The following is a 20,075-nucleotide window of genomic DNA, read 5'->3' as shown; positions in this document are numbered from 1 at the left end:
ATTTGATTCCATTAAAAAAGTACTGCTTCAACAAAAGTTAATTGTATAAAAAAAATCTCATTTGGTTTTAAGGCCAAATGAGATTTTATATAAGTAAAATTTGAAAATTCAACCGCAATAGACTATCCTAAAGCAGCTCTTTTGAAACCTGTAACTGTTAGGTTAGCATCTACAGATTTTACGTAAGCAGCAACGCTTACTGAACCATCTTTAATATAATCTTGGTTTACTAAAGTGTTGTCTTTGTAAAAACGTTGAATTTTACCTTTAGAAATGTTTTCCAACATCGCTTCTGGTTTTCCTTCAGCACGCAATTGTTCTTTTGCGATTTCAATTTCTTTTTCTACAATTGCAGCATCAACACCATCAGCATCTAAAGCGATTGGGTTCATAGCAGCAGCTTGCATTGCAACGTTTCTAGCAGCTTCTTCAGCACCATCAACTTTTGCAGATAAAGCAACTATTGTAGCAATTTTGTTTCCTGAGTGAATGTAAGATCCAACAAAAGCACCTTCTAATTTCTCAAAAGTTCTAATTTCTAATTTTTCACCAATAACACCTGTTTGCTCGATTAATTTATCAGCAACAGTGATTCCGTTGAAATCTGAAGCTAAAAATTCTTCTTTAGTATTAAAGTTCAACGCTAAATTAGCCATTTCAGTAGCCATTTTCACGAAGCTTTCGTTCATACCAACGAAGTCAGTCTCACAGTTTAATGTGATCACTACACCAGCAGTTTTCTCAGCATTAACAACAGCGATAGCAGCTCCTTCAGTAGATTCTCTATCTGAACGGTTTGCAGCTACTTTTTGTCCTTTTTTACGTAAGTTTTCGATTGCTAAATCAAAATCTCCTTCTGCTTCAACCAATGCTTTTTTGCAGTCCATCATTCCTGCACCAGTGATTGTTCTTAATTTATTTACGTCTGCAGCAGTAATTGTTGCCATAATGTTTTTAGTTTAAAGATTAAAAGATCGAAAAATTTAAAAATTTAAAGTTTACTAATTTGACAATCAATATTCTTTTAATTTTTAAATCTTCCAATCTTTAAATTGTTTGATTTATTCTTTAGTTTCTGGAGCAGCCTCAACAGCTGGAGCAGCTTCTACTGCCGGAGCAGCTGGAGTTGCTGGAGCAGCGTTTTCAGTAGCTACAGTTTCAGTTTCTTTATCAGAAGTTCTGTCAGAAAGACCGTCAACGATCGCAGCTGTTACTAAAGTTAAAATTTTGTCGATTGATTTAGAAGCATCATCATTTGATGGAATTACAAACTCTACTTCACGTGGATCAGAGTTAGTATCAACCATTGCAAAAACTGGAATGTTTAATTTTTGAGCTTCTTTTATAGCGATGTGTTCTGCTTTAATATCTACTACGAACAATGCTGCAGGTAGTCTAGACATATCAGCAATTGAACCTAAGTTTTTTTCTAATTTAGCACGAAGACGATCAACTTGCAAACGCTCTTTTTTTGATAAAGTCATGAAAGTACCATCTTTCTTCATTTTATCAATAGTAGCCATTTTCTTAACTGCTTTACGAATGGTAACAAAGTTTGTTAACATTCCACCAGGCCATCTTTCAGTGATGTACGGCATGTTTGCAGCTTTTGCTTTTTCAGCAACGATGTCTTTTGCTTGTTTTTTGGTAGCAACAAATAATATTTTTCTACCTGATGCAGCGATTTTTTTCAAAGCTTCATTAGCTTCTTCAATTTTTGCTACTGTTTTGTATAGATTGATAATGTGAATACCATTACGCTCCATATAAATGTAAGGAGCCATGTTTGGATCCCATTTTCTAGTCATGTGTCCGAAGTGAACACCTGCTTCTAGTAAGTCTTTAACTTCTATTTTGTTTGCCATTTTTGTACTAGTTTACGTTCTGTTGATTAGCAATGTCCCGTTATGGAGTTCTTGAGTTAAAAAATTCAAGTATTTAAAAATTTCAGAACGAAATCTTATAACTATTCAATTTTCTAATCTTTCAATCCCAGTTTCATTTAGATGCTAAACTATTTCCTACCTCGATAGGAGAGCAACAACAACTGTGTTTTTTAAATTCAATAATAAATTGATGCTGTCTCGTACATGTTGTACAAGACAGGTAATATTAACGTTTAGAGAATTGAAATCTCTTACGAGCTTTCTTCTGACCGAATTTCTTACGTTCAACCATTCTTGGATCTCTTGTCAATAAACCTTCTGGTTTCAAGATAGCTCTGTTCTCAGCATTTACTTCACACATAACGCGTGCCAATGCCATTCTTACTGCTTCTGCTTGACCAGTTGAACCACCTCCGTAAACATTAACTTTTACATCAAAGTTGTTTACATTTTCTGTCATAGACATTGGTTGTAAAACTTTGTACTGTAAAGTTGCAGTTGGAAAGTAAGTTGCGAATTCTTTTTTGTTTACAGTGATTTGTCCTGTTCCTTCCGAAACATAAACACGTGCAACAGCGGTTTTTCTTCTACCGATTTTGTGAATAACTCCCATTACTTAAGATCGTTAAGGTTAACTGTTCTCGGTTTTTGAGCCCCTTGTTTGTGCTCTGAACCTACAACAACATTTAAATTTCTGAAAAGTTCAGCACCTAATTTGTTTTTAGGTAACATTCCTTTTACCGCTTTTTCTACTAAAGATGCAGGGTTTTTAGATTGCAATACTTTAGCAGTTAAAGTTCTTTGTCCTCCTGGGTAACCTGTATGACGCATGTAAATTTTGTCATCCATTTTTTTACCTGTAAGGTTAATTTTTTCTGAGTTGATAACAATTACGTTATCTCCACAGTCCACGTGCGGTGTGTAACTTGGCTTGTACTTACCTCTTAAGATCATTGCAACCTTTGAAGCAAGACGACCTAAGTTATGACCATCAGCATCTACAACAATCCACTCTTTTGTGATTGTGGCTTTGTTTGCTGAAACTGTCTTGTAGCTTAATGCGTCCATAATATTATTTTAATTAAACATTCCATCCCCAATAAAGGGGATGCAAAAGTACAATTAATTATTTTAAATACAAATACCTTAAGTTATATATTTTTTTTGTTGGTTATCAGTTGATTATCAATTAGGTTTTTAGTGTTTTAAGTCACTATATTCTATTTTTCAAATTCAGACAAATATACGTTTCAATATTTATACTACATTTGTAAGTGAAAATTATTGTATATTACACTTTTTTCATCTTAAAGGCATGCGACAAATAGAATAAAATTTAGACTCAGTTTTTAGTGAATTATTTCGAAAATTTTGACAATTTTTTTTGGCATGAATTAAAACAATAAATACCATTTATGAAAGCTAAAGCAACTTTAAAGCAAATTGCAAAAGAACTAAACGTTTCTGTATCGACTGTTTCAAAAGCACTCAACGATAGTCCTGAAATTAGCGAACAAACAAAAATTAAAATAAAAGAGTATGCCAAACTCAAAAATTACAAGCCCAACGTTATTGGTTTAAATCTTAAAAACAGAAAGACCAAAACGATCGGTGTTATTTTACCTAATATTTTGAATTCCTTTTTTGCCAAGGTTTTTAGTGGTATCGAAAAAGTGGCCGAAGAAAAAGGATACAATGTTATTACGTGCATTTCCAATGAATCATTAGAAAAAGAGATTCATACCTTAGATATGCTAAGTAATGGAACGATTGATGGTTTTATTTTATCGGTTTCTGAAGAGGCACAATCTAAACAAGAATACAAGCATTTTACTGAAATAATTAATGATGGAACGCCAATTGTCATGTTCGATCGAATTGCTGAAGGAGTTGAGTGTGATAAAGTAGTAGTCGATGATTTTGACTCTGCTTACAACTCGACACAATATTTAATTAATTTAGGGTGTAAAAATATTGCGTTGCTTTCTTCTGTAGATAATTTAAGTGTTGGAAAATTACGGGCCGAAGGGTATTTGAAAGCCTTAGAGGAGAATAACTTTCCGATCAATAAAAAAATAATTCTTAGAACAGAATCAGAAGAGGAACTAAAAAGTAAAGTGGATTCCGTTTTTGATAACAATTTAATAGACGCCGTTTTTGCATTGGATGAAAACGACTCGGTTATTGCATTAAAGACAGGATTAAAAAGACGTTTTCGCATTCCTGAAGATTTGGCTATTATTGGCTTTGCTGACGGTATTTTAGCGTCTCGCCGTTTGACACCAAGTTTGACAACTGTGAGTCAGCACGGACCAGAAATTGGAGAAGTAGCCGCTAAACTTTTAATTGATAGGCTTGAAGAACCAGAAGGAGTCGAATCTCCTTACGAAACGATAGTTATTAAAACAGTATTGAAAGAAAGAGAATCTACTGCTAAAAAGAAAAAGTAGAAAAAAATTTAAAGCAAAAAAAAATCCATTTGTTCAAAAACAAATGGATTTTTTTTTAAGAGTTGTAATGTATATTTTAATGTGCTTCCAACCAGTTTTTACCAACACCCAATTCTACATCCAGCGGAACGACCATCATAAAAGCGTTTTCCATTTCGTGCTTGATCATTGGCTGAATTTTTTCTAGTTCATCATTATGCACGTCAAAAACAAGTTCATCATGCACTTGCAATAGCATTTTTGATTTCCAGTTTTCTTCGGTTAATTTTTTGTAGATGTTAATCATTGCAATTTTAATCACATCGGCAGCACTTCCTTGTATTGGCGCATTGACCGCATTTCTTTCGGCTGCACCTCGTACTACTGCATTAGGCGAATTAATATCTTTTAAATAGCGGCGTCTACCCAGAATAGTTTGTACGTAGCCGTTTTCTCGAGCCAATTCAATTTGTTCTTGTATGTAAGACTTCAATCTTGGATAAGTTTTGTAGTAGGCCTCAATCAAAGCCGCACTTTCACTTCTAGATAAATTGGTCTGGCTGCTCAATCCAAAAGCAGAAACGCCATATATAATTCCGAAGTTTACTGTTTTAGCATGACTACGCTGTTCGCGCGTAACTTCATTCAAAGGAACATCAAAAACTTTGGCAGCTGTAGATTTGTGAATGTCTTCTCCGTCTTTAAATGCTTGGATCATGTTTTCTTCGCCACTCAAAGCTGCAATTATGCGCAATTCGATTTGCGAATAATCGGCAGAAATCAAAGTGTAGTTTTCGTCGCGAGCTACAAAAGCCTTTCTTATTTGTCGGCCTCGTTCGGTGCGAATTGGGATATTCTGTAAATTGGGATTGTTAGAACTCAAACGTCCGGTTGCAGCAACAGCTTGCATGTATTCCGTATGTACTCTTTTGGTAACCGAATCAACTTGCAAAGGCAGCGCATTAACATACGTACTTTGTAGTTTAACTAACTGGCGCCATTCTAAAATATCTTTTACAATTTCGTGCTCGTTTACCAGATACGATAACACTTCTTCACCAGTAGCATATTGACCAGTTTTGGTTTTCTTTTGCTTCGCTCCGCCAATTTTTAACTTGTCAAATAAAATATCACCCAATTGTTTAGGTGACGCCAAATTGAACTGCTCTCCAGCTGTTTCATAAATTTTCTGTTCGAAGGTGTCAATTTCTTTTTGCATGTCAACCGACATGTTTTTTAAGAAGTCAACGTCTAAGTTGATGCCTTCGGTTTCCATGGCTGCCAAAACACGCAAAAGCGGAATTTCGATTTCAGTAAATAATTTCTGAGTTTCAGTGGCATCCAATTCAGCAGAAAATAATTGTGCCAATTGCATAGTAATGTCTGCGTCTTCAACGGCATATTCTTTGGCTTCTTCTAGCGGAATATCGCGCATTGATTTCTGATTCTTTCCTTTTTTACCAATTAAATCTGCAATTGGTTTCGGAGCATATTTCAGATAAGTTTCAGATAAAATGTCCATATTATGACGCATATCTGGATTGATGAGATAATGCGCAAGCATCGTGTCAAACAACCTGCCTTTGACTTGAATGCCGTAATTTGATAAAATTTTTAAATCGTATTTTAAGTTCTGGCCTACTTTTTCAATAGTTTCATTCTCGAAAAACGGAATAAATTTCTGTAATAATGCGGTTGTTTCTTCTTGGCTTTCTGGAAATGGAACGTAAAACCCTTTTCCTTTTTCATAAGAAAAAGCAATTCCGACCAACTCGGCATGCAAAGCATCTAGACCAGTGGTTTCGGTATCAAAACAAACTTGTGTTTGATTTTGTAAATTTTGCAATAATAATTTCAAACCCAAATCACCCTGAATGATTTGATAAGAGTGGGGTGTGTTTTCTAAATTCGAATAAAAAGAAGCCATTACATCTTCGGCCGTATCGCCTGTTGCGCCACTTCCAAACAAGTCAAATTGCTCTTCAATATTCGCTCCTGATTTTTTGTTTATTTTACCGTCAGTAACCGTATTGGTTGCAGGATTTCCATCAGAATTAAATAAATTATCAAACTGTTCGGCCATTCGTCTAAATTCTAATTCACTGAAAAGCGCTGCCGTTTTTTCGATATCAGGACGAGACAATTCGTAATCTTCTTCATGAAAAGTGACGTCGCAATCTAACAAAATAGTTGCTAATCTTTTAGATAGTAGTCCGAGTTCTTTGTTGGCTTCAATTTTGGTTTTTATGGCACCTTTCAATTCGTGTGTGTTATCTAGAAGATTCTCCATCGAACCGTATTGCGCTAAGAATTTTTTGGCCGTTTTTTCGCCAACACCTGGTAATCCCGGAATATTATCAGCAGAGTCACCCATCATTCCCAAAAAGTCAATGACTTGCTCAGGTCTTTCAATTTCAAATTTTGCCAAAACTTCAGGTACTCCCCAAATCTCAATTCCATTTCCCATTCGTGCAGGTTTATACATGAAAATATTTTCGGAAACTAATTGTGCAAAGTCCTTGTCCGGAGTCACCATAAAAACTTTGTAATTCTGTTTTTCGGCTTGTTTGGCGATGGTTCCAATTAGATCATCGGCTTCGCAACCCGCCAATTCAATAATCGGAATGTGCATGGCGCGCAATAAATCTTGTATGTACGGAATTGCAATTTTTATTGCTTCAGGAGTTTCGTCTCGGTGCGCTTTATATTCAGGATAAAGTTCGCTACGCAATTCACTTCCACCTTTGTCAAAAGCTACGGCCAAATGATCGGGTTTTTCTCTTCGAATGACATCCAAAAGAGAGTTCATAAAGCCCATAATTGCCGAAGTGTCCATTCCTTTCGAGTTGATTCGAGGGTTTTTTATAAAAGCATAATAACCTCTAAAAATTAAGGCATACGCATCGAGAAGAAAAAGACGTTTTTGAGTTGACATAAAAAATTGTATTAGCTGGTAAAAATAAGCAATTGCCCTTTAAAAAAGAATTGGAACACCAGAATTAATTGAAGAACGGATAAACAAGGCTGTTGTTACTTTAGTAAAATGATCACGTGAATAGGAGATCTAATTGAGCAGCGTTTCTTCATACTATCTTCATTTAAGTAATATAAATTTATAGATTGTACTGTTGTTTAGCAGTTTTAGTAAATGGCTAGTACACCAATTTTATTGGTTTACGAGGTGCAGAGTTATAAGAGTTATATTGGAATACCTTTATTTTTTTTGCGGCGTTAAATTTTATATAATAAAAAGCCAATCCACTAGCATTATTTGTTACTTTGTTGAAAATTTTTTTAAATGGGATTCCGTTTTATATTTATTGCAGTTATTTTTTTATTGATTGAAGCGTATGCGTACCAAGCTTTCAAAACACTCATCAAGCCCAGATGGCTACTTTTAAGTTATATTTTTGTTAGTATATTTTTGTTTGCCTATCTCGTTTATTCTTTCACACAATTTGATCGTTCTGAAGGACAAACCAGGCATACCATGTTTGTTATGGCGATGATGTTATTGGTATATGTGCCTAAAATTATAGTGACTATAATTCTTTTAGGAGAAGACATTTTTAGACTAGGAGCAAGTGTTGTGAACTATTTTATGTACAATGCTCCACGAAACGAAATGATGCCGAATAGACGTAAATTTATAAGTCAGGTGGCTTTAGGATTGGCGGCGGTGCCTTTTTTATCTTTAATTTACGGAATCTTTGAGGGAAAATATAATTTTAAAGTAGTTAAGCAAACCGTCTTTTTTCCTGATTTGCCTGACGCTTTTGATGGATTTAAGATTACACAGATTTCAGATGTGCACAGCGGAAGCTTTGATAATGCTGAAAAAATAAACTATGCCATTGACTTGATTAATGAGCAAGATACCGACATGATTTTGTTTACTGGTGATATTGTAAATACGCATGCTACTGAAATGCATCCTTGGTTGGAAACATTCAATCGAATAAAAGACTACAAATACGGAAAGTTTGCCGTTTTAGGAAATCATGATTACGGGGAATATGTTACGTGGCCCACTCAAACCCTAAAAAACGAAAATTTTGAAGGGATTAAAAGTCTCTACGGTCAAATTGGGTTTGATTTACTATTGAATGAGCATCGATATGTCGAAAAAGACGGATCGAAAATTGCATTAGTAGGTGTTGAAAATTGGGGTAACAACTTCAAGCAAGCAGGGGATTTAAATAAAGCTTCGCAACAAGTCAATCAAGATGATTTTAAGATTTTAATGAGTCATGACCCAAGTCATTGGGAGTATGAAATAAAAGAACATCCAAAAAACTTTCATTTGACTTTTTCAGGTCATACGCACGGAATGCAATTTGGTATTGAAATTCCAGGATATTTTAAATGGAGTTTAGCAGAATACATTTACAAACAATGGGCAGGCTTGTATGAAAACAAAGGAAGATACGTATATGTTAACCGTGGCTTTGGTTTTCATGCATATCCAGGACGAGTAGGTATAATGCCCGAAATAACAGTGATTGAACTAAAAAAAGGAAAGAATGTCACGTAATTCGCTAAAAATGCTACATTTGCAGTATAACTTCGCTCATTCGTAGATAAAAACAAACATAAATTGTTGCTTATATGTCAAAATTTGGAGAACTTATAAACGCACAAGTCCCAGTGTTAATAGACTTTTACACGGATTGGAACGACTCTTCGGTGTCCATGCATCCTGTAATTAAAGACGTGGCGGCGGCGCTAGGCGACAAAGCTAAAGTTATTAAAATTGATGTTGATAAAAATCAAGAACTAGCTGATGCGCTTCGTATTAAAGGTCTTCCTACTTTGATGATCTACAAAGACGGGCAGATGATTTGGAGGCAATCTGGCGAGTTGGATGCTAATACCATTATTAGTATTGTTCAAGAACAACTGTAAATAATTTTAAAGTTTACTTCGGAATTGTTCCAAAAGTATATCCATTGTCTTTTAAAAAGCGGATAACTTTAGGTAAAGCATGTTGCATGTTTGTTGCCGCTTTTACACTATCGTGAAATACAATTATACTACCTGATTGTACGGTACTAATGACATTATTTAAACATTGCTCTGGTGCAATAGTCGTATCAAAATCGGCACTCAAAACATCCCACATTATTATTTTATACCCTTTATTGCGTAATATTTTAGACTGTGATCTCGTCAATTTGCCGTATGGTGGGCGAAATAATTTACTAACATTGTTTTTATTGTCTAATAAACATTCGCAGATTTCGACGTTATTTATGTATTGTTTGTTTTTTGTTTTCCATCCATTTACATGATTGAAGGTATGGTTGCCAATGGAATGCCCTTCTTTTTTAATTCTTTCGAATAGTAATGGATTCGCTTGAATGTTTTTGCCGATACAAAAAAAAGTAGCCTTTATGTTTTGATCTTTTAGCAAATCTAAAACCCAGTCCGTGATCTCTGGAGTCGGTCCATCGTCAAAAGTTAGATAGATGCTCTTAATCTGATTGGGCAAATCCCAATAATAATTTCCGAATATTTTTTTAATTAGTTGATTTGTTTTTACCCAATAGAAACTCATAATCGAAGACTTTAGTGCAGTACAAAATTAAAAAATGCAGCAGTATTTTTCAATAGTGCTGCATTTTTTTAGTGCTATATTTTTGCTTTATTCCTTTTCTCTACCAAAACGCTCAAAAACATTTACGTACGTATTGAAAACTTTTTTGTGCTTTTCGTAAAAAGCTGCATCCTCATTAGCGTTCATTACTTGCAATAAGCTTCTGTAGCGCTCAATATCCGTGATGATAGGAATTGCCAAGCTTGATTGTTCTGATGCATCTAAATAGCTGTAGTAATTAAGATTTTCTTGGTATTTGATCACCAAGGCATCCAACAATTGCTGAGCTTTTTGTTTTTCGCCAACTTGATAGTAGCCGTCAGCAAAAGGTTCTACTAACGAATAGAATCCAAATTTATCTAAAGGCATTTTGGTTATGGCCAAATCAATTACTTTCTTGGCTTTCTCATTTTTACCTTCAACAATAAGCTGTTTCATTAATCTAGAAAGATTGCTTCGGTAGGAAATGCTGTTTCGTCTTGTTTCTGGATCGTGGTAAATTTTATCACTGTCGCCATTACCCCAGTCCCATTTCATAACTACATTGTACATCTTTTCAGAATCAATGTGTCCCATATCCATTGGTCCATTTTCTTTATTGAAGGCTGTTTTGATAGGAACTAGTTTGTAAACCATTCCTTCTAGTTGCAAGTAATCTTTCATCCAAAGATAATCTTCGGGATCAAAGGCACCTGGACTAAAATAAATTGGTCGTTTCCAGTTATTGTTCTTAACGATATCTAACATCATTAATCTGTTTTTGTATATCGCACTTCCTTTAATGTCAATGTCAATATACGGAACAATTGAATCGTTGTACTGTGGTGCAACAACTTTGTTCTTAATGATTGCTTCCTTATCAACCGGAATTCTAATTTTGTTCGTTGGATAAAAATGGATTGTCTGACCATTTTGCATTTCAACAATTGATTTTGGATTTTTTATAAAATCAATAAAATCTTTAATATCCCAACGGCTGTCCACTTTATTAATGTGTGCCACGTAATTTAAATTATCTCCTACGTACTGATCGTGGTCAAAAGAAATAGGTAGTGCTTCCGATTCATAGGTTTTCATTTTCATTTGGTCGATATACCAATCCGTCATGAACAAGCTGGTGTTTACTATTTTCACGTCGGTTCGAATACCTTCAATTTCTTGTGCATACCATAGCGGGAAGGTATCATTATCTCCAATGGTAAATAAAATAGCATTGGCATCACATGAATTCAAATAGTTTTTAGCTAAAGCTAAAGCGGTGTAACGATTCGATCTGTCATGGTCATCCCAGTTTTGAGAAGCCATCAATATTGGCGCGCCTAATAAACAACATCCTATAATTACAGGTCCTGCAATTTTTGCAACTAAATATTTTTGTAGCGTTTCATACAAGGCATATACCCCAAAACCAACCCATATGGCAAACACGTAAAAGGAACCGACTAATGCGTAATCTCTTTCGCGAGGTTCAAATGGCCTTTCATTCAAGTATATTTTTAAGGCAATCCCGGTAAATAGGAATAAAACCAGTAGGACATAAAAACTCTTGCGGTCTTTGGTGGCATGATACATCAAACCAATTAACCCTAAAATAAAGGGTAGAAAGAAATACATATTTCTTCCTTTATTATTTATAACGTCACTTGGCAAATTGTCTTGCGAACCTAAATGAATTGAGTCCATAAATTTGATTCCACTAATCCAGTTTCCATCTAAATTATCGTATTTTCCTTGTTCGTCACTTTGTCTTCCAACAAAATTCCACATCAAATACCTCCAATACATGTAGCCAAATTGGTATTCGAACATAAAACTAAAGTTGTCTACCGTCGTTGGTTTCTCAATAATAAGATAATCTCCGTAACTTTTTAAGAATTTTACGTAACCGTCATTGTCAATTTGTCGCTGCGCATAAGCGGTGCGAAATTCTTGGATTGTTTTCTCTATTTCACTCTGTAAACGAGCGATAGCTTGTGTATATTCTTGTTCTGACAATTGGCTAGGATCGATGCCGTAGCGCTGCAAATCGTTTTCGTAATCGTAATTTGGATTGATTCGAAATTGAGGAGGATTTGTAAAATTGATATAATTACCGATGTGTTCTGTGCTCCACATTCTAGGAAGAAACGATTTTTGAGCATCGTCGGTATTTTGATCCGCATTTTTGAAATTATTGGTAACAATATATTTACCCGTTTCATAATCTCTCTCGTAATTCGGTTTCGAATCGGTATACGGATTGTTTGGATCAAGTCCAGCGAAAGTCGAAGTATATTGTGGTCCGTAGAACAAAGGATTAACTCCGTATTGTTCTCTATTGTAATAGGCTAGAACTTCGGCAGCATCTGATGGTTTGTTCTCGTTAATTACCGTATTTGCATTGGCGCGTATTGGTAACATCAACCAAGTAGAAAACCCAATTAAAATAAATAATATGCAAAGAACAATGGTGTTGTAGAAAACAAATCCCTTTTGTTTGGTATATTTTAATCCAAAATAAAAGAATGCAATCAAAAGCAAGGCTACAAATATGGTTCCTGAATTAAAGGGAAGTCCCATTTTATTGACCATAAAAACTTCTGTTTTTCCAAAAGAAGCCATGGTAAGAGGTAATAATAATTTAAAAATGAATAATAAAACGGCAATTACAACCACATTGGCAATAATGAAATTTTTAGCCGTTACTGTTTCATAGTTTTTGAAAAAGTAAATAAAACCAATTGCAGGAATAGTTAGTAAAGCCATAAAGTGAACTCCAAAAGAAAGTCCTACGATTAACGAGATAATTAAAAGCCATTTATTCCCTCTTGGAGTATCCATATCTTCTTCCCAACGCAAGCCAAGCCACAATAGCAAAGCAATCAATAAAGTTGCCATGGCGTACACTTCTGCTTCAACCGCATTAAACCAGAAACTATCTGAGAACGTAAAAGTTAAAGCACCAACAAACGAGCTTCCTAATATGACAATGGCATTATTTGTATTAATATCGGCAAAGCGTGCCACAAGTTTCTTTAAAATAATAGAGGAAGACCAAAATAAAAACAAAATGGTGAATGCACTCGAGAAAACAGACATCATATTAACCATCAATGCAATATGTTGATCGTCCATCGCAAAGATGGCAAAAAAAGCGCCCATCATTTGGTACAGTGGGGCTCCAGGTGGGTGTCCCACTTCTAGCTTTGCAGCTGTGGCAATGTATTCGCCACAATCCCAAAAGCTCATTGTAGGTTCAACAGTAAGAGTGTAGGTTATTAAAGCGATTGTAAATGTAAACCAACCAATAATCGTATTCCATTTAGTGAAATTGAATTGTGTCATATTTAGGTATTAAAATAGGATTCGTTTTATTAGCTGCAAAGAAAATGCTTTTTTGTGTAAAGAAGTGTGGATTAACAAAAAATTCAGTAAAAAGCCGCGAACTGCTTAATTTGCTGTCCTTGAGTGAGTTTGTGGGTTCTTTTGATGCGGAATAAAAAAAAAACGAAAAAAAAGTAAAAAATCTTTGAAAAAAGCTTGCGCAAACGGAAAATAGCTCTAAATTTGCACTCGCTTAACCGCTGATACTGGTCTATGGTGTAATGGTAACACAACTGTTTTTGGTGCAGTCTTTCAAGGTTCGAGTCCTTGTAGACCAACAAAAAAGCCTCTCATTCGAGAGGCTTTTTTTATGCAATAACTTTTGATTTATATTTTAAAAGTAATGATTGGTCTAATAGTGTGGTTTACTAAGCCTTCGCTGATGCTTCCATTAAAAAAGTACGAGAGACCTGTTCGACCGTGTGTGCACATTCCAATTACATCTGCATCTATAGACTTTGCAAAATTCACTATTCCACTTTCTACGTTAGAGTCATTGTAAGTTTGCGTTGTGTAATTAGTTAAGCTAAAATTACTCACAAAGTCGTTCATTATTTTATCCGATTCCTTAGTGGTATGAAAGCTATTTGGTGTATTAATTAGGACCAAATGCAATTTTGAATTAAAGAAAGAAGCGAAATCCAGTAAATTTTGGAAAGGTTTTTTGATTTCTTCAGAAAAATCGGAAGCGAAAACTAAGTTGTCAATTTTAAAATTTGTAATTTCTTTTTTGATAACTAAAACAGGTATGTCAGAATGACGAACCACTTTTTCAGTATTCGATCCAATTAGTAATTCTTCGAATCCTGAAGTTCCATGAGAGCCCATCACAATTAAATCGATTGCATTGTCTTTGGTAATGGTATTTATTCCTTCAGAAACGCGATCTAATTTGGTAATCGTTCCTACTTTTATGTTACTCAAATACGGTTTCTGGCTCAAAGTTGCCATAACTTCTTCTGCTTTTTTCATAAAAAGCATAACTTCCGGAATGCTCGTTCCGCCCATGATGGCATCTTTCGCTTGGTTGGGAAGTTCTAAAATATGGGCAAGAATGATTTCGGAATTATTTTTTTGAGCGATTTGAACCGCCACTTTAAGTGCGTTTTCTGCATTTTCTGAAAAATCGGTGGGGACTAGTATTCTTTTCATTATTTTAGGTTTAAAAAAGTTAGAATTTGACTATTAAAATGTACTATAAAGGTAGGAAATAATATTAGGAGAATCTATTTAATACTATTTATAAAAATAATCACTATATTTGCACCGTTATTTAATAAAAAAACTAAGTAATGAGGGGACTAAGTGTCCCCTCTTTTTATAAAAATATGACGTTTAAAGAAAAAATAAATACGCTAATCGCAGAATCGCTCGTTGAGAAGCCATCAATTTTTTTGATTGATTTGACTATAACCGACGCTTTCAAAGTAATTATTGCTTTGGATGGTGATGATGGTGTGATGTTGCAAGATTGTATTGATGTTAGTCGAGCAGTTGAGAATAATTTGGATAGAGAAGAACAAGATTTTTCTCTTGAAGTTGCTTCAGTAGGGGTAGGTTCACCATTAAAAATGGTTCGTCAGTACAAAAAAAATATTGGACGTACCCTCATCGTTTCCACAATGACCGAAAAAATTGAGGCGGAGTTAGTTGATGCTAATGAAGATTTTATAATTTTGTCGTGGGAAGCGAGAGAGCCTAAAAAAATAGGCAAGGGAAAAGAAACAGTACAGAAAAAACAACAAATACCTTATACAGAAATCAAAGAGGCAATTGTTACAGTAACATTTTAATTAAAGAATTCGCATGGAAAATTTAGCATTAATCGATTCATTTTCAGAGTTTAAAGACGATAAACTTATTGATCGTGTAACGCTTATGGCAATTTTAGAAGATGTATTTAGAAATGCATTGAAGAAAAAATACGGTTCAGATGACAACTTTGACATTATCATTAATCCAGATAAGGGTGATATGGAAATATGGAGAAGGCGTGTGATCGTGGCAGACGAAGATCTTGATTTTGAAAATGAAGAAATTACTTTAACAGAAGCACGTAAAATTGAAGCCGATTTCGAAATTGGTGAAGAGGTTTCTGAAGAAGTAAAGTTGATAGATTTAGGAAGAAGAGCAATTTTGGCTTTGCGTCAAAACTTAATCTCTAAAATTCACGAACACGACAATACTAATCTTTATAAGCAATTTAAAGATATTATTGGTGATATTTACACCGCCGAAGTGCATCACGTTCGTCCACGAGTGGTAATCTTGGTTGATGATGAAGGAAATGAAATTGTTTTGCCAAAAGAAAAACAAATTCCATCTGACTTTTTTAGAAAAGGAGATAATGTACGTGGTATTATTGAAAGTGTTGAATTGAAAGGAAACAAACCTCAAATCATTATGTCTAGAACTTCAGAGAAGTTTTTAGAAAAATTGTTTGAACAAGAAATTCCTGAAGTTTTTGACGGTTTGATTAATGTTAAAAATGTAGTTCGTATTCCAGGAGAGAAAGCAAAAGTTGCTGTCGATTCGTATGATGATCGAATTGATCCAGTGGGTGCATGTGTTGGAATGAAAGGTTCTCGTATTCACGGAATTGTTCGTGAATTAGGAAACGAAAACATTGACGTAATTAATTATACAAGCAATATCCAGTTGTATATAACTAGAGCGTTAAGTCCGGCTAAAGTTTCTTCTATTAAAATTAATGAAGAAACAAAAAGAGCAGAGGTGTTCTTAAAATTAGAAGAAGTATCAAAAGCCATCGGTAGAGGTGGGCATAATATAAAGTTGGCAGGTTTATTGACCGGTTACGAATTGGATGTTATCAGAGAAGGCGATCTTGCGGGTGGCGAAGATGATGATGTTGAGTTGACAGAGTTCTCAGATGAGATCGAAGGATGGGTAATCGAAGAATTTGCAAAGATTGGTTTAGATACTGCAAGAAGTATCTTGAAGCAAGAAGTAGATGATTTAGTTCGTAGAACAGACTTAGAAGAGGAAACGATTCAAGATGTAATGCGCATACTAAAAGAAGAGTTTGATAGTTAATTATCTATCGATCTCACAACACAACAAATTAGGTATTAATAAAAAGGTTTTATGTCTGAAGAGAGAGTAATAAGAATTAACAAGGTTTTAAGGGAATTAAACATTTCGTTAGAAAGAGCTGTCGATTATCTAAAAGATAAGGGAATTGCTATTGATGCAAATCCAAACGCTAAAATTTCTAATCAGGAATTTAATATACTTCAAAGTCAATTTGCGGGCGATAAGGGGAATAAAGAGGCTTCTAAAGAAGTGGGTGAGGAGAAAAGAAAAGAGAAAGAAGCGCTTCGTTTAGAGCGTGAAAAAGAGATTGAAGATAAACGCAAGCAAGACGAAGAACGTCAAAGGCAACAAGAGATTATTAAAGCTAAAGCGGTCGTTCAAAGTCCTGTGCAAGTAGGAAAGATCGATCTTAATCCTAAAAAGCCTGTAAGTGTTCCTAGTACTCCTGTAAAAGAAGTTAAAGCTGAAGAGCCAAAAGCTGTTCAAGCTGAAGTTCCACAAGCTGAAGCAAAACCAGTAAAAAAGGAAGAGCCTATCGCGAAACCTATAGCTGCTGCAATTCATAAAAAAGAAGAAAAGGAAGTTAAGGAAGAAAAAGTAGTGAAGGCGGACCAAGCACCTGTTGCTCCCGTCGCCGTTGCCGCTCCTCCTGTAGCAAATCCAAATGATGCTCCTTCAACAACTGAGGAGTCTCCTGTAGAAGAAACAATTGCTACGCAGTACCAAAAATTATCTGGAACAAAGCTTACTGGTCAAACAATTGATTTATCTCAATTTAATAAACCAAAAAAGAAAAAGGAAGATCCAAAGATCATACCTAATAAACCAGGTGCTCCAGGTGCAGCAAATAGCGCTAACAAAAATAAACGTAAAAGAATTCCGACTAAGCCAGGTGTGCCAAGTGCAGCAAGTACAAGGCCTCCAGGAACACCAAATCCAAATAAAATTACTCCAAATGCTCCTGGCGCTAGAAGTACTCGTCCTGGATTTGTGAGAGGAAATCGTCCTGCAATTGTAGCTAAAGTTGAGCCAACAGAAGAGGAAGTTAAAAATCAAATTAGAGAAACTTTAGAAAAACTTCAAGGTAAAAAAGGAGGAAAATCTAAAGCTGCTAAATATAGAAGAGATAAAAGAGATACGCACCGTCAGAAATCTGATGAGGAGCAAAGAGCTATCGACGAAGGAAGTAAAACCATTAAGGTTACTGAATTTGTAACGGTCGGTGAAATTGCCATCATGATGGATGTGCCAATTACTAAAGTTATTGGTACGTGTATGTCACTTGGAATCATGGTTACCATGAACCAACGTTTAGATGCAGAAACATTAACTATTGTAGCTGATGAATTTGGTTATGAAGTTGAGTTTATTACTGTTGACATTGAAGAAGCAATACAAGTTGTTGAAGATAAAGAAGAAGATCTTGTTTTCAGAGCACCGATTGTAACTGTAATGGGTCACGTTGACCACGGTAAAACATCTTTACTGGATTATATTCGTAAAGAAAATGTTATTGCAGGTGAGTCTGGAGGAATTACGCAGCATATTGGTGCATACGGAGTGACTTTAGATAACGGACAAAAAATCGCATTCCTTGATACTCCTGGTCACGAAGCATTTACTGCGATGCGTGCACGTGGAGCTCAAGTAACGGATATTGCTATTATTGTAATTGCTGCAGATGATGACATCATGCCACAAACTAAAGAAGCAATTAGCCATGCGCAAGCAGCTAATGTGCCAATTATTTTTGCAATCAATAAGGTAGATAAGCCAAACTCTAATCCAGAGAAGATAAAAGAAAAATTAGCAGGTATGAATTTACTTGTGGAAGATTGGGGAGGAAAGTTCCAATCTCATGATATTTCGGCAAAAGTTGGAACAGGAGTTAAAGAATTATTAGAAAAAGTATTACTTGAGGCTGAAGTGTTAGATTTAAAATCTAATCCTAACAAAGCGGCACAAGGAACGGTAGTAGAAGCTTTCCTTGATAAAGGAAAAGGATATGTATCTACGATATTAGTACAACACGGAACGCTAAAAATTGGTGATTACATGTTGGCAGGTAAACATCATGGTAAGATTAAAGCGATGCATGATGAAAGAGGGAATTCTGTTTTAGAAGCAGGTCCATCTACTCCTGTATCAGTATTAGGTCTTGATGGTGCAGCTACTGCAGGTGATAAGTTCAATGTATTTGAAGATGAAAAAGAAGCGAAACAAATTGCTTCGAAACGTTCTCAATTAATGCGTGAACAATCGGTACGTACGCAACGTCATATTACTTTAGATGAAATTGGTCGTCGTATAGCTTTAGGTCAATTTAAAGAGTTGAATGTTATTCTTAAAGGTGACGTGGATGGTTCTGTTGAAGCATTATCCGATTCGTTCTCTAAACTTTCTACAGAAGAAATTGAGATTAATATTATTCATAAAGGTGTTGGAGCGATTACAGAAACAGACGTTATGTTGGCTTCTGCTTCCGATGCGATTATTATCGGATTTAATGTTCGTCCTGCAGGAAATGCCAGACAGTTAGCTGATAAAGAAGAAATTGATATCCGCTACTACTCTATTATCTATGCAGCAATTGATGACTTGAAAGATGCGATGGAAGGAATGTTAGCTCCTGTAATGAAAGAAGAAGTACTTGGTACTGCTGAGATCAGAGAGTTGTTTAAAATTTCTAAAGTTGGTACAATTGCCGGATGTATGGTGATGGATGGTAAAATTACTAGAAATGGTAAAATCAGAATTATTAGAGACGGGGTAGTTGTTCATGAAGGTGAATTAATTGCTTTGAAACGATTTAAAGATGATGTACGAGAAGTAGCTAAAGGTTACGACTGTGGTATTCAAGTTAAAGGTTATAATGATATTGAAGAAAGAGATGTTATTGAAGCATACCATGAGGTTGCGATTAAGAAAAAATTGAAATAGAATTTTTTGCTATAAGTAAAAAAATCCCGATTCGTCGGGATTTTTTTATGGAGAAAATTTAAAGTAGATCTTATTTTATGAGTGTAGTGGTTTTATGTCTTCTGTGGTGTTAATAATTATTTAACCTGCCATTGTTCATTTATGAATTATAAATAAAGAGGCCGTCTTAATTTTAGTTAAGACGGCCTCTTTATGTTTACTTCATTGATTGTCGTTCTATTTTTCGGGCTTAATCAAAAAAACGTTTCCGTATCTCTTTTTAATATCAATCAAATTTCGTTCTGCTTCGATTCTACTTTCAAAATTACCAACTAATACTTTGTAATTTGGAGTGTTGAAAATTATGGTTGCATCTATGTCTTTAAACTCCGTTTTAAAATCGTTTAAAGTCTTTTTAGCCTCGTCACTTTTGCCGCTGTATATTTGTACGCGATAACTATCGTTAACAATATTTGTCGCATTAATACGTCGCTTTTCATTGAGTAATTGCTCAAATTTAGGGTCTTGTTTTAAGGTAGTATTCTGATTTTGTGCATATATAGAACAAGTCAAAATACTGAGGCTAATGGTGTAGATATGTTTCATTTTTAGAGGTAAGATTCTCATAACGTGACGGTTTTTGAACAAAAGTAATATTTAAATGAACAAAGACTACATGTGAATTTATTTAGAATTGATATAAATTAACATTTAAGACTATTTTAAGGTTTTTAGAATAGTTCTTAAATTGTATTTTTGTGCAAGTTTTAAAAGAGGGTATAGATTTTCTATGTATTGAACAATGAAAAAATCGTGCCAAATTTAGTA

15 protein-coding genes and 1 tRNA gene are annotated in these 20,075 nt (G+C 34.9%); 7 read left to right on the top strand and 9 right to left on the bottom strand.

The features are described 5' to 3' along the window. Window positions 1-122 precede the first annotated feature (122 nt). The 4 genes from tsf to rplM all read right to left on the bottom strand — a co-directional run bounded on the left by tsf (window position 123) and on the right by rplM (window position 2,954). On the bottom strand, window positions 123-947 hold the full coding sequence (gene tsf / locus ACRASX_RS03035; RefSeq protein WP_066310967.1) for a translation elongation factor Ts: 825 nt from the start codon (window positions 945-947) through the stop codon (window positions 123-125). Window positions 948-1,061: 114 nt separating this feature from the next. Continuing rightward, on the bottom strand, window positions 1,062-1,865 hold the full coding sequence (gene rpsB, locus ACRASX_RS03030; RefSeq protein ID WP_066310963.1) for a 30S ribosomal protein S2: 804 nt from the start codon (window positions 1,863-1,865) through the stop codon (window positions 1,062-1,064). Between the two features lie 247 nt (window positions 1,866-2,112). Further along, entirely contained in the window at window positions 2,113-2,499 is a 387-nt protein-coding gene (gene rpsI, locus ACRASX_RS03025; RefSeq protein WP_066310960.1) for a 30S ribosomal protein S9, read from the bottom strand. After that, a complete protein-coding gene (gene rplM / locus ACRASX_RS03020) occupies window positions 2,499-2,954 on the bottom strand; it encodes a 50S ribosomal protein L13 (RefSeq protein ID WP_066310957.1) in 456 nt (151 codons plus the stop codon). Before rplM ends, rpsI begins: the two co-directional genes overlap by 1 nt. A 347-nt stretch (window positions 2,955-3,301) precedes the next feature. Between rplM and ACRASX_RS03015 the strand changes: the two genes are divergently transcribed. After that, entirely contained in the window at window positions 3,302-4,336 is a 1,035-nt protein-coding gene (locus ACRASX_RS03015; RefSeq protein WP_066310954.1) for a LacI family DNA-binding transcriptional regulator, read from the top strand. A 76-nt stretch (window positions 4,337-4,412) separates the two neighbouring features. Here the strand turns inward: ACRASX_RS03015 and polA are convergent, their stop codons facing one another. After that, complete coding sequence (gene polA / locus ACRASX_RS03010; protein ID WP_432222373.1) at window positions 4,413-7,250, bottom strand: DNA polymerase I; 2,838 nt, start codon at window positions 7,248-7,250, stop codon at window positions 4,413-4,415. Window positions 7,251-7,613: 363 nt separating this feature from the next. On the opposite strand from polA, the gene ACRASX_RS03005 reads away from it, so the two are divergent. Both ACRASX_RS03005 and ACRASX_RS03000 read left to right on the top strand, forming a co-directional pair. After that, a complete protein-coding gene (locus ACRASX_RS03005; RefSeq protein WP_432222372.1) occupies window positions 7,614-8,849 on the top strand; it encodes a metallophosphoesterase in 1,236 nt (411 codons plus the stop codon). 74 nt (window positions 8,850-8,923) lie between these two features. Next, window positions 8,924-9,220 carry a thioredoxin family protein gene (locus tag ACRASX_RS03000; RefSeq protein WP_066310944.1) on the top strand — a complete coding sequence of 99 codons (297 nt, stop codon included), beginning with the start codon at window positions 8,924-8,926 and terminating at the stop codon, window positions 9,218-9,220. A gap of 13 nt (window positions 9,221-9,233) precedes the next feature. Here the strand turns inward: ACRASX_RS03000 and ACRASX_RS02995 are convergent, their stop codons facing one another. Further along, a complete protein-coding gene (locus ACRASX_RS02995; RefSeq protein WP_432222371.1) occupies window positions 9,234-9,872 on the bottom strand; it encodes a polysaccharide deacetylase family protein in 639 nt (212 codons plus the stop codon). Window positions 9,873-9,959: 87 nt separating this feature from the next. Continuing rightward, entirely contained in the window at window positions 9,960-13,235 is a 3,276-nt protein-coding gene (locus ACRASX_RS02990; RefSeq protein WP_432222370.1) for a glycosyltransferase family 117 protein, read from the bottom strand. A gap of 246 nt (window positions 13,236-13,481) precedes the next feature. Between ACRASX_RS02990 and ACRASX_RS02985 the strand changes: the two genes are divergently transcribed. Further along, a tRNA-Gln gene (locus tag ACRASX_RS02985) sits at window positions 13,482-13,552 on the top strand. A gap of 49 nt (window positions 13,553-13,601) precedes the next feature. Here ACRASX_RS02985 and ACRASX_RS02980 read toward each other — a convergent pair. Then, the gene (locus tag ACRASX_RS02980; RefSeq protein WP_432222369.1) at window positions 13,602-14,426 is read right to left on the bottom strand and encodes a universal stress protein; all 825 of its coding nucleotides are present in this window, start codon (window positions 14,424-14,426) and stop codon (window positions 13,602-13,604) included. A 176-nt stretch (window positions 14,427-14,602) separates the two neighbouring features. On the opposite strand from ACRASX_RS02980, the gene rimP reads away from it, so the two are divergent. The 3 genes from rimP to infB are packed head-to-tail and all read left to right on the top strand — an operon-like array spanning window position 14,603 to window position 19,268. After that, a complete protein-coding gene (gene rimP, locus ACRASX_RS02975; protein ID WP_432223062.1) occupies window positions 14,603-15,067 on the top strand; it encodes a ribosome assembly cofactor RimP in 465 nt (154 codons plus the stop codon). A 13-nt stretch (window positions 15,068-15,080) separates the two neighbouring features. Beyond that, entirely contained in the window at window positions 15,081-16,328 is a 1,248-nt protein-coding gene (gene nusA / locus ACRASX_RS02970; protein ID WP_066310931.1) for a transcription termination factor NusA, read from the top strand. 51 nt (window positions 16,329-16,379) lie between these two features. Next, entirely contained in the window at window positions 16,380-19,268 is a 2,889-nt protein-coding gene (gene infB / locus ACRASX_RS02965; RefSeq protein ID WP_066310929.1) for a translation initiation factor IF-2, read from the top strand. Between the two features lie 216 nt (window positions 19,269-19,484). Here the strand turns inward: infB and ACRASX_RS02960 are convergent, their stop codons facing one another. Beyond that, on the bottom strand, window positions 19,485-19,874 hold the full coding sequence (locus ACRASX_RS02960) for an SPOR domain-containing protein (protein WP_066310924.1): 390 nt from the start codon (window positions 19,872-19,874) through the stop codon (window positions 19,485-19,487). Between the last annotated feature and the right edge of the window lie 201 nt (window positions 19,875-20,075).

Source organism: Flavobacterium sp. TMP13 (assembly GCF_050847115.1).
GTDB lineage: Bacteria > Bacteroidota > Bacteroidia > Flavobacteriales > Flavobacteriaceae > Flavobacterium.
The sequence above is the reverse complement of the archived record's forward strand: the minus strand, read 5'-3'. Positions and strand labels throughout refer to the sequence as shown.

What these genes read in the sequence shown, in the direction of transcription:
- ACRASX_RS03005 (WP_432222372.1), top strand. Translation starts at nt 7,614, where the DNA reads ATGGGATTCCGTTTTATATTTATTGCAGTTATTTTTTTATTGATTGAA.
- ACRASX_RS02995 (WP_432222371.1), bottom strand. Translation starts at nt 9,872, where the DNA reads ATGAGTTTCTATTGGGTAAAAACAAATCAACTAATTAAAAAAATATTC.
- polA (WP_432222373.1), bottom strand. Translation starts at nt 7,250, where the DNA reads ATGTCAACTCAAAAACGTCTTTTTCTTCTCGATGCGTATGCCTTAATT.
- tsf (WP_066310967.1), bottom strand. Translation starts at nt 947, where the DNA reads ATGGCAACAATTACTGCTGCAGACGTAAATAAATTAAGAACAATCACT.
- infB (WP_066310929.1), top strand. Translation starts at nt 16,380, where the DNA reads ATGTCTGAAGAGAGAGTAATAAGAATTAACAAGGTTTTAAGGGAATTA.
- rpsB (WP_066310963.1), bottom strand. Translation starts at nt 1,865, where the DNA reads ATGGCAAACAAAATAGAAGTTAAAGACTTACTAGAAGCAGGTGTTCAC.
- rpsI (WP_066310960.1), bottom strand. Translation starts at nt 2,499, where the DNA reads ATGGGAGTTATTCACAAAATCGGTAGAAGAAAAACCGCTGTTGCACGT.
- rimP (WP_432223062.1), top strand. Translation starts at nt 14,603, where the DNA reads ATGACGTTTAAAGAAAAAATAAATACGCTAATCGCAGAATCGCTCGTT.
- nusA (WP_066310931.1), top strand. Translation starts at nt 15,081, where the DNA reads ATGGAAAATTTAGCATTAATCGATTCATTTTCAGAGTTTAAAGACGAT.
- ACRASX_RS03000 (WP_066310944.1), top strand. Translation starts at nt 8,924, where the DNA reads ATGTCAAAATTTGGAGAACTTATAAACGCACAAGTCCCAGTGTTAATA.
- ACRASX_RS02990 (WP_432222370.1), bottom strand. Translation starts at nt 13,235, where the DNA reads ATGACACAATTCAATTTCACTAAATGGAATACGATTATTGGTTGGTTT.
- ACRASX_RS02980 (WP_432222369.1), bottom strand. Translation starts at nt 14,426, where the DNA reads ATGAAAAGAATACTAGTCCCCACCGATTTTTCAGAAAATGCAGAAAAC.
- ACRASX_RS02960 (WP_066310924.1), bottom strand. Translation starts at nt 19,874, where the DNA reads ATGAGAATCTTACCTCTAAAAATGAAACATATCTACACCATTAGCCTC.
- rplM (WP_066310957.1), bottom strand. Translation starts at nt 2,954, where the DNA reads ATGGACGCATTAAGCTACAAGACAGTTTCAGCAAACAAAGCCACAATC.
- ACRASX_RS03015 (WP_066310954.1), top strand. Translation starts at nt 3,302, where the DNA reads ATGAAAGCTAAAGCAACTTTAAAGCAAATTGCAAAAGAACTAAACGTT.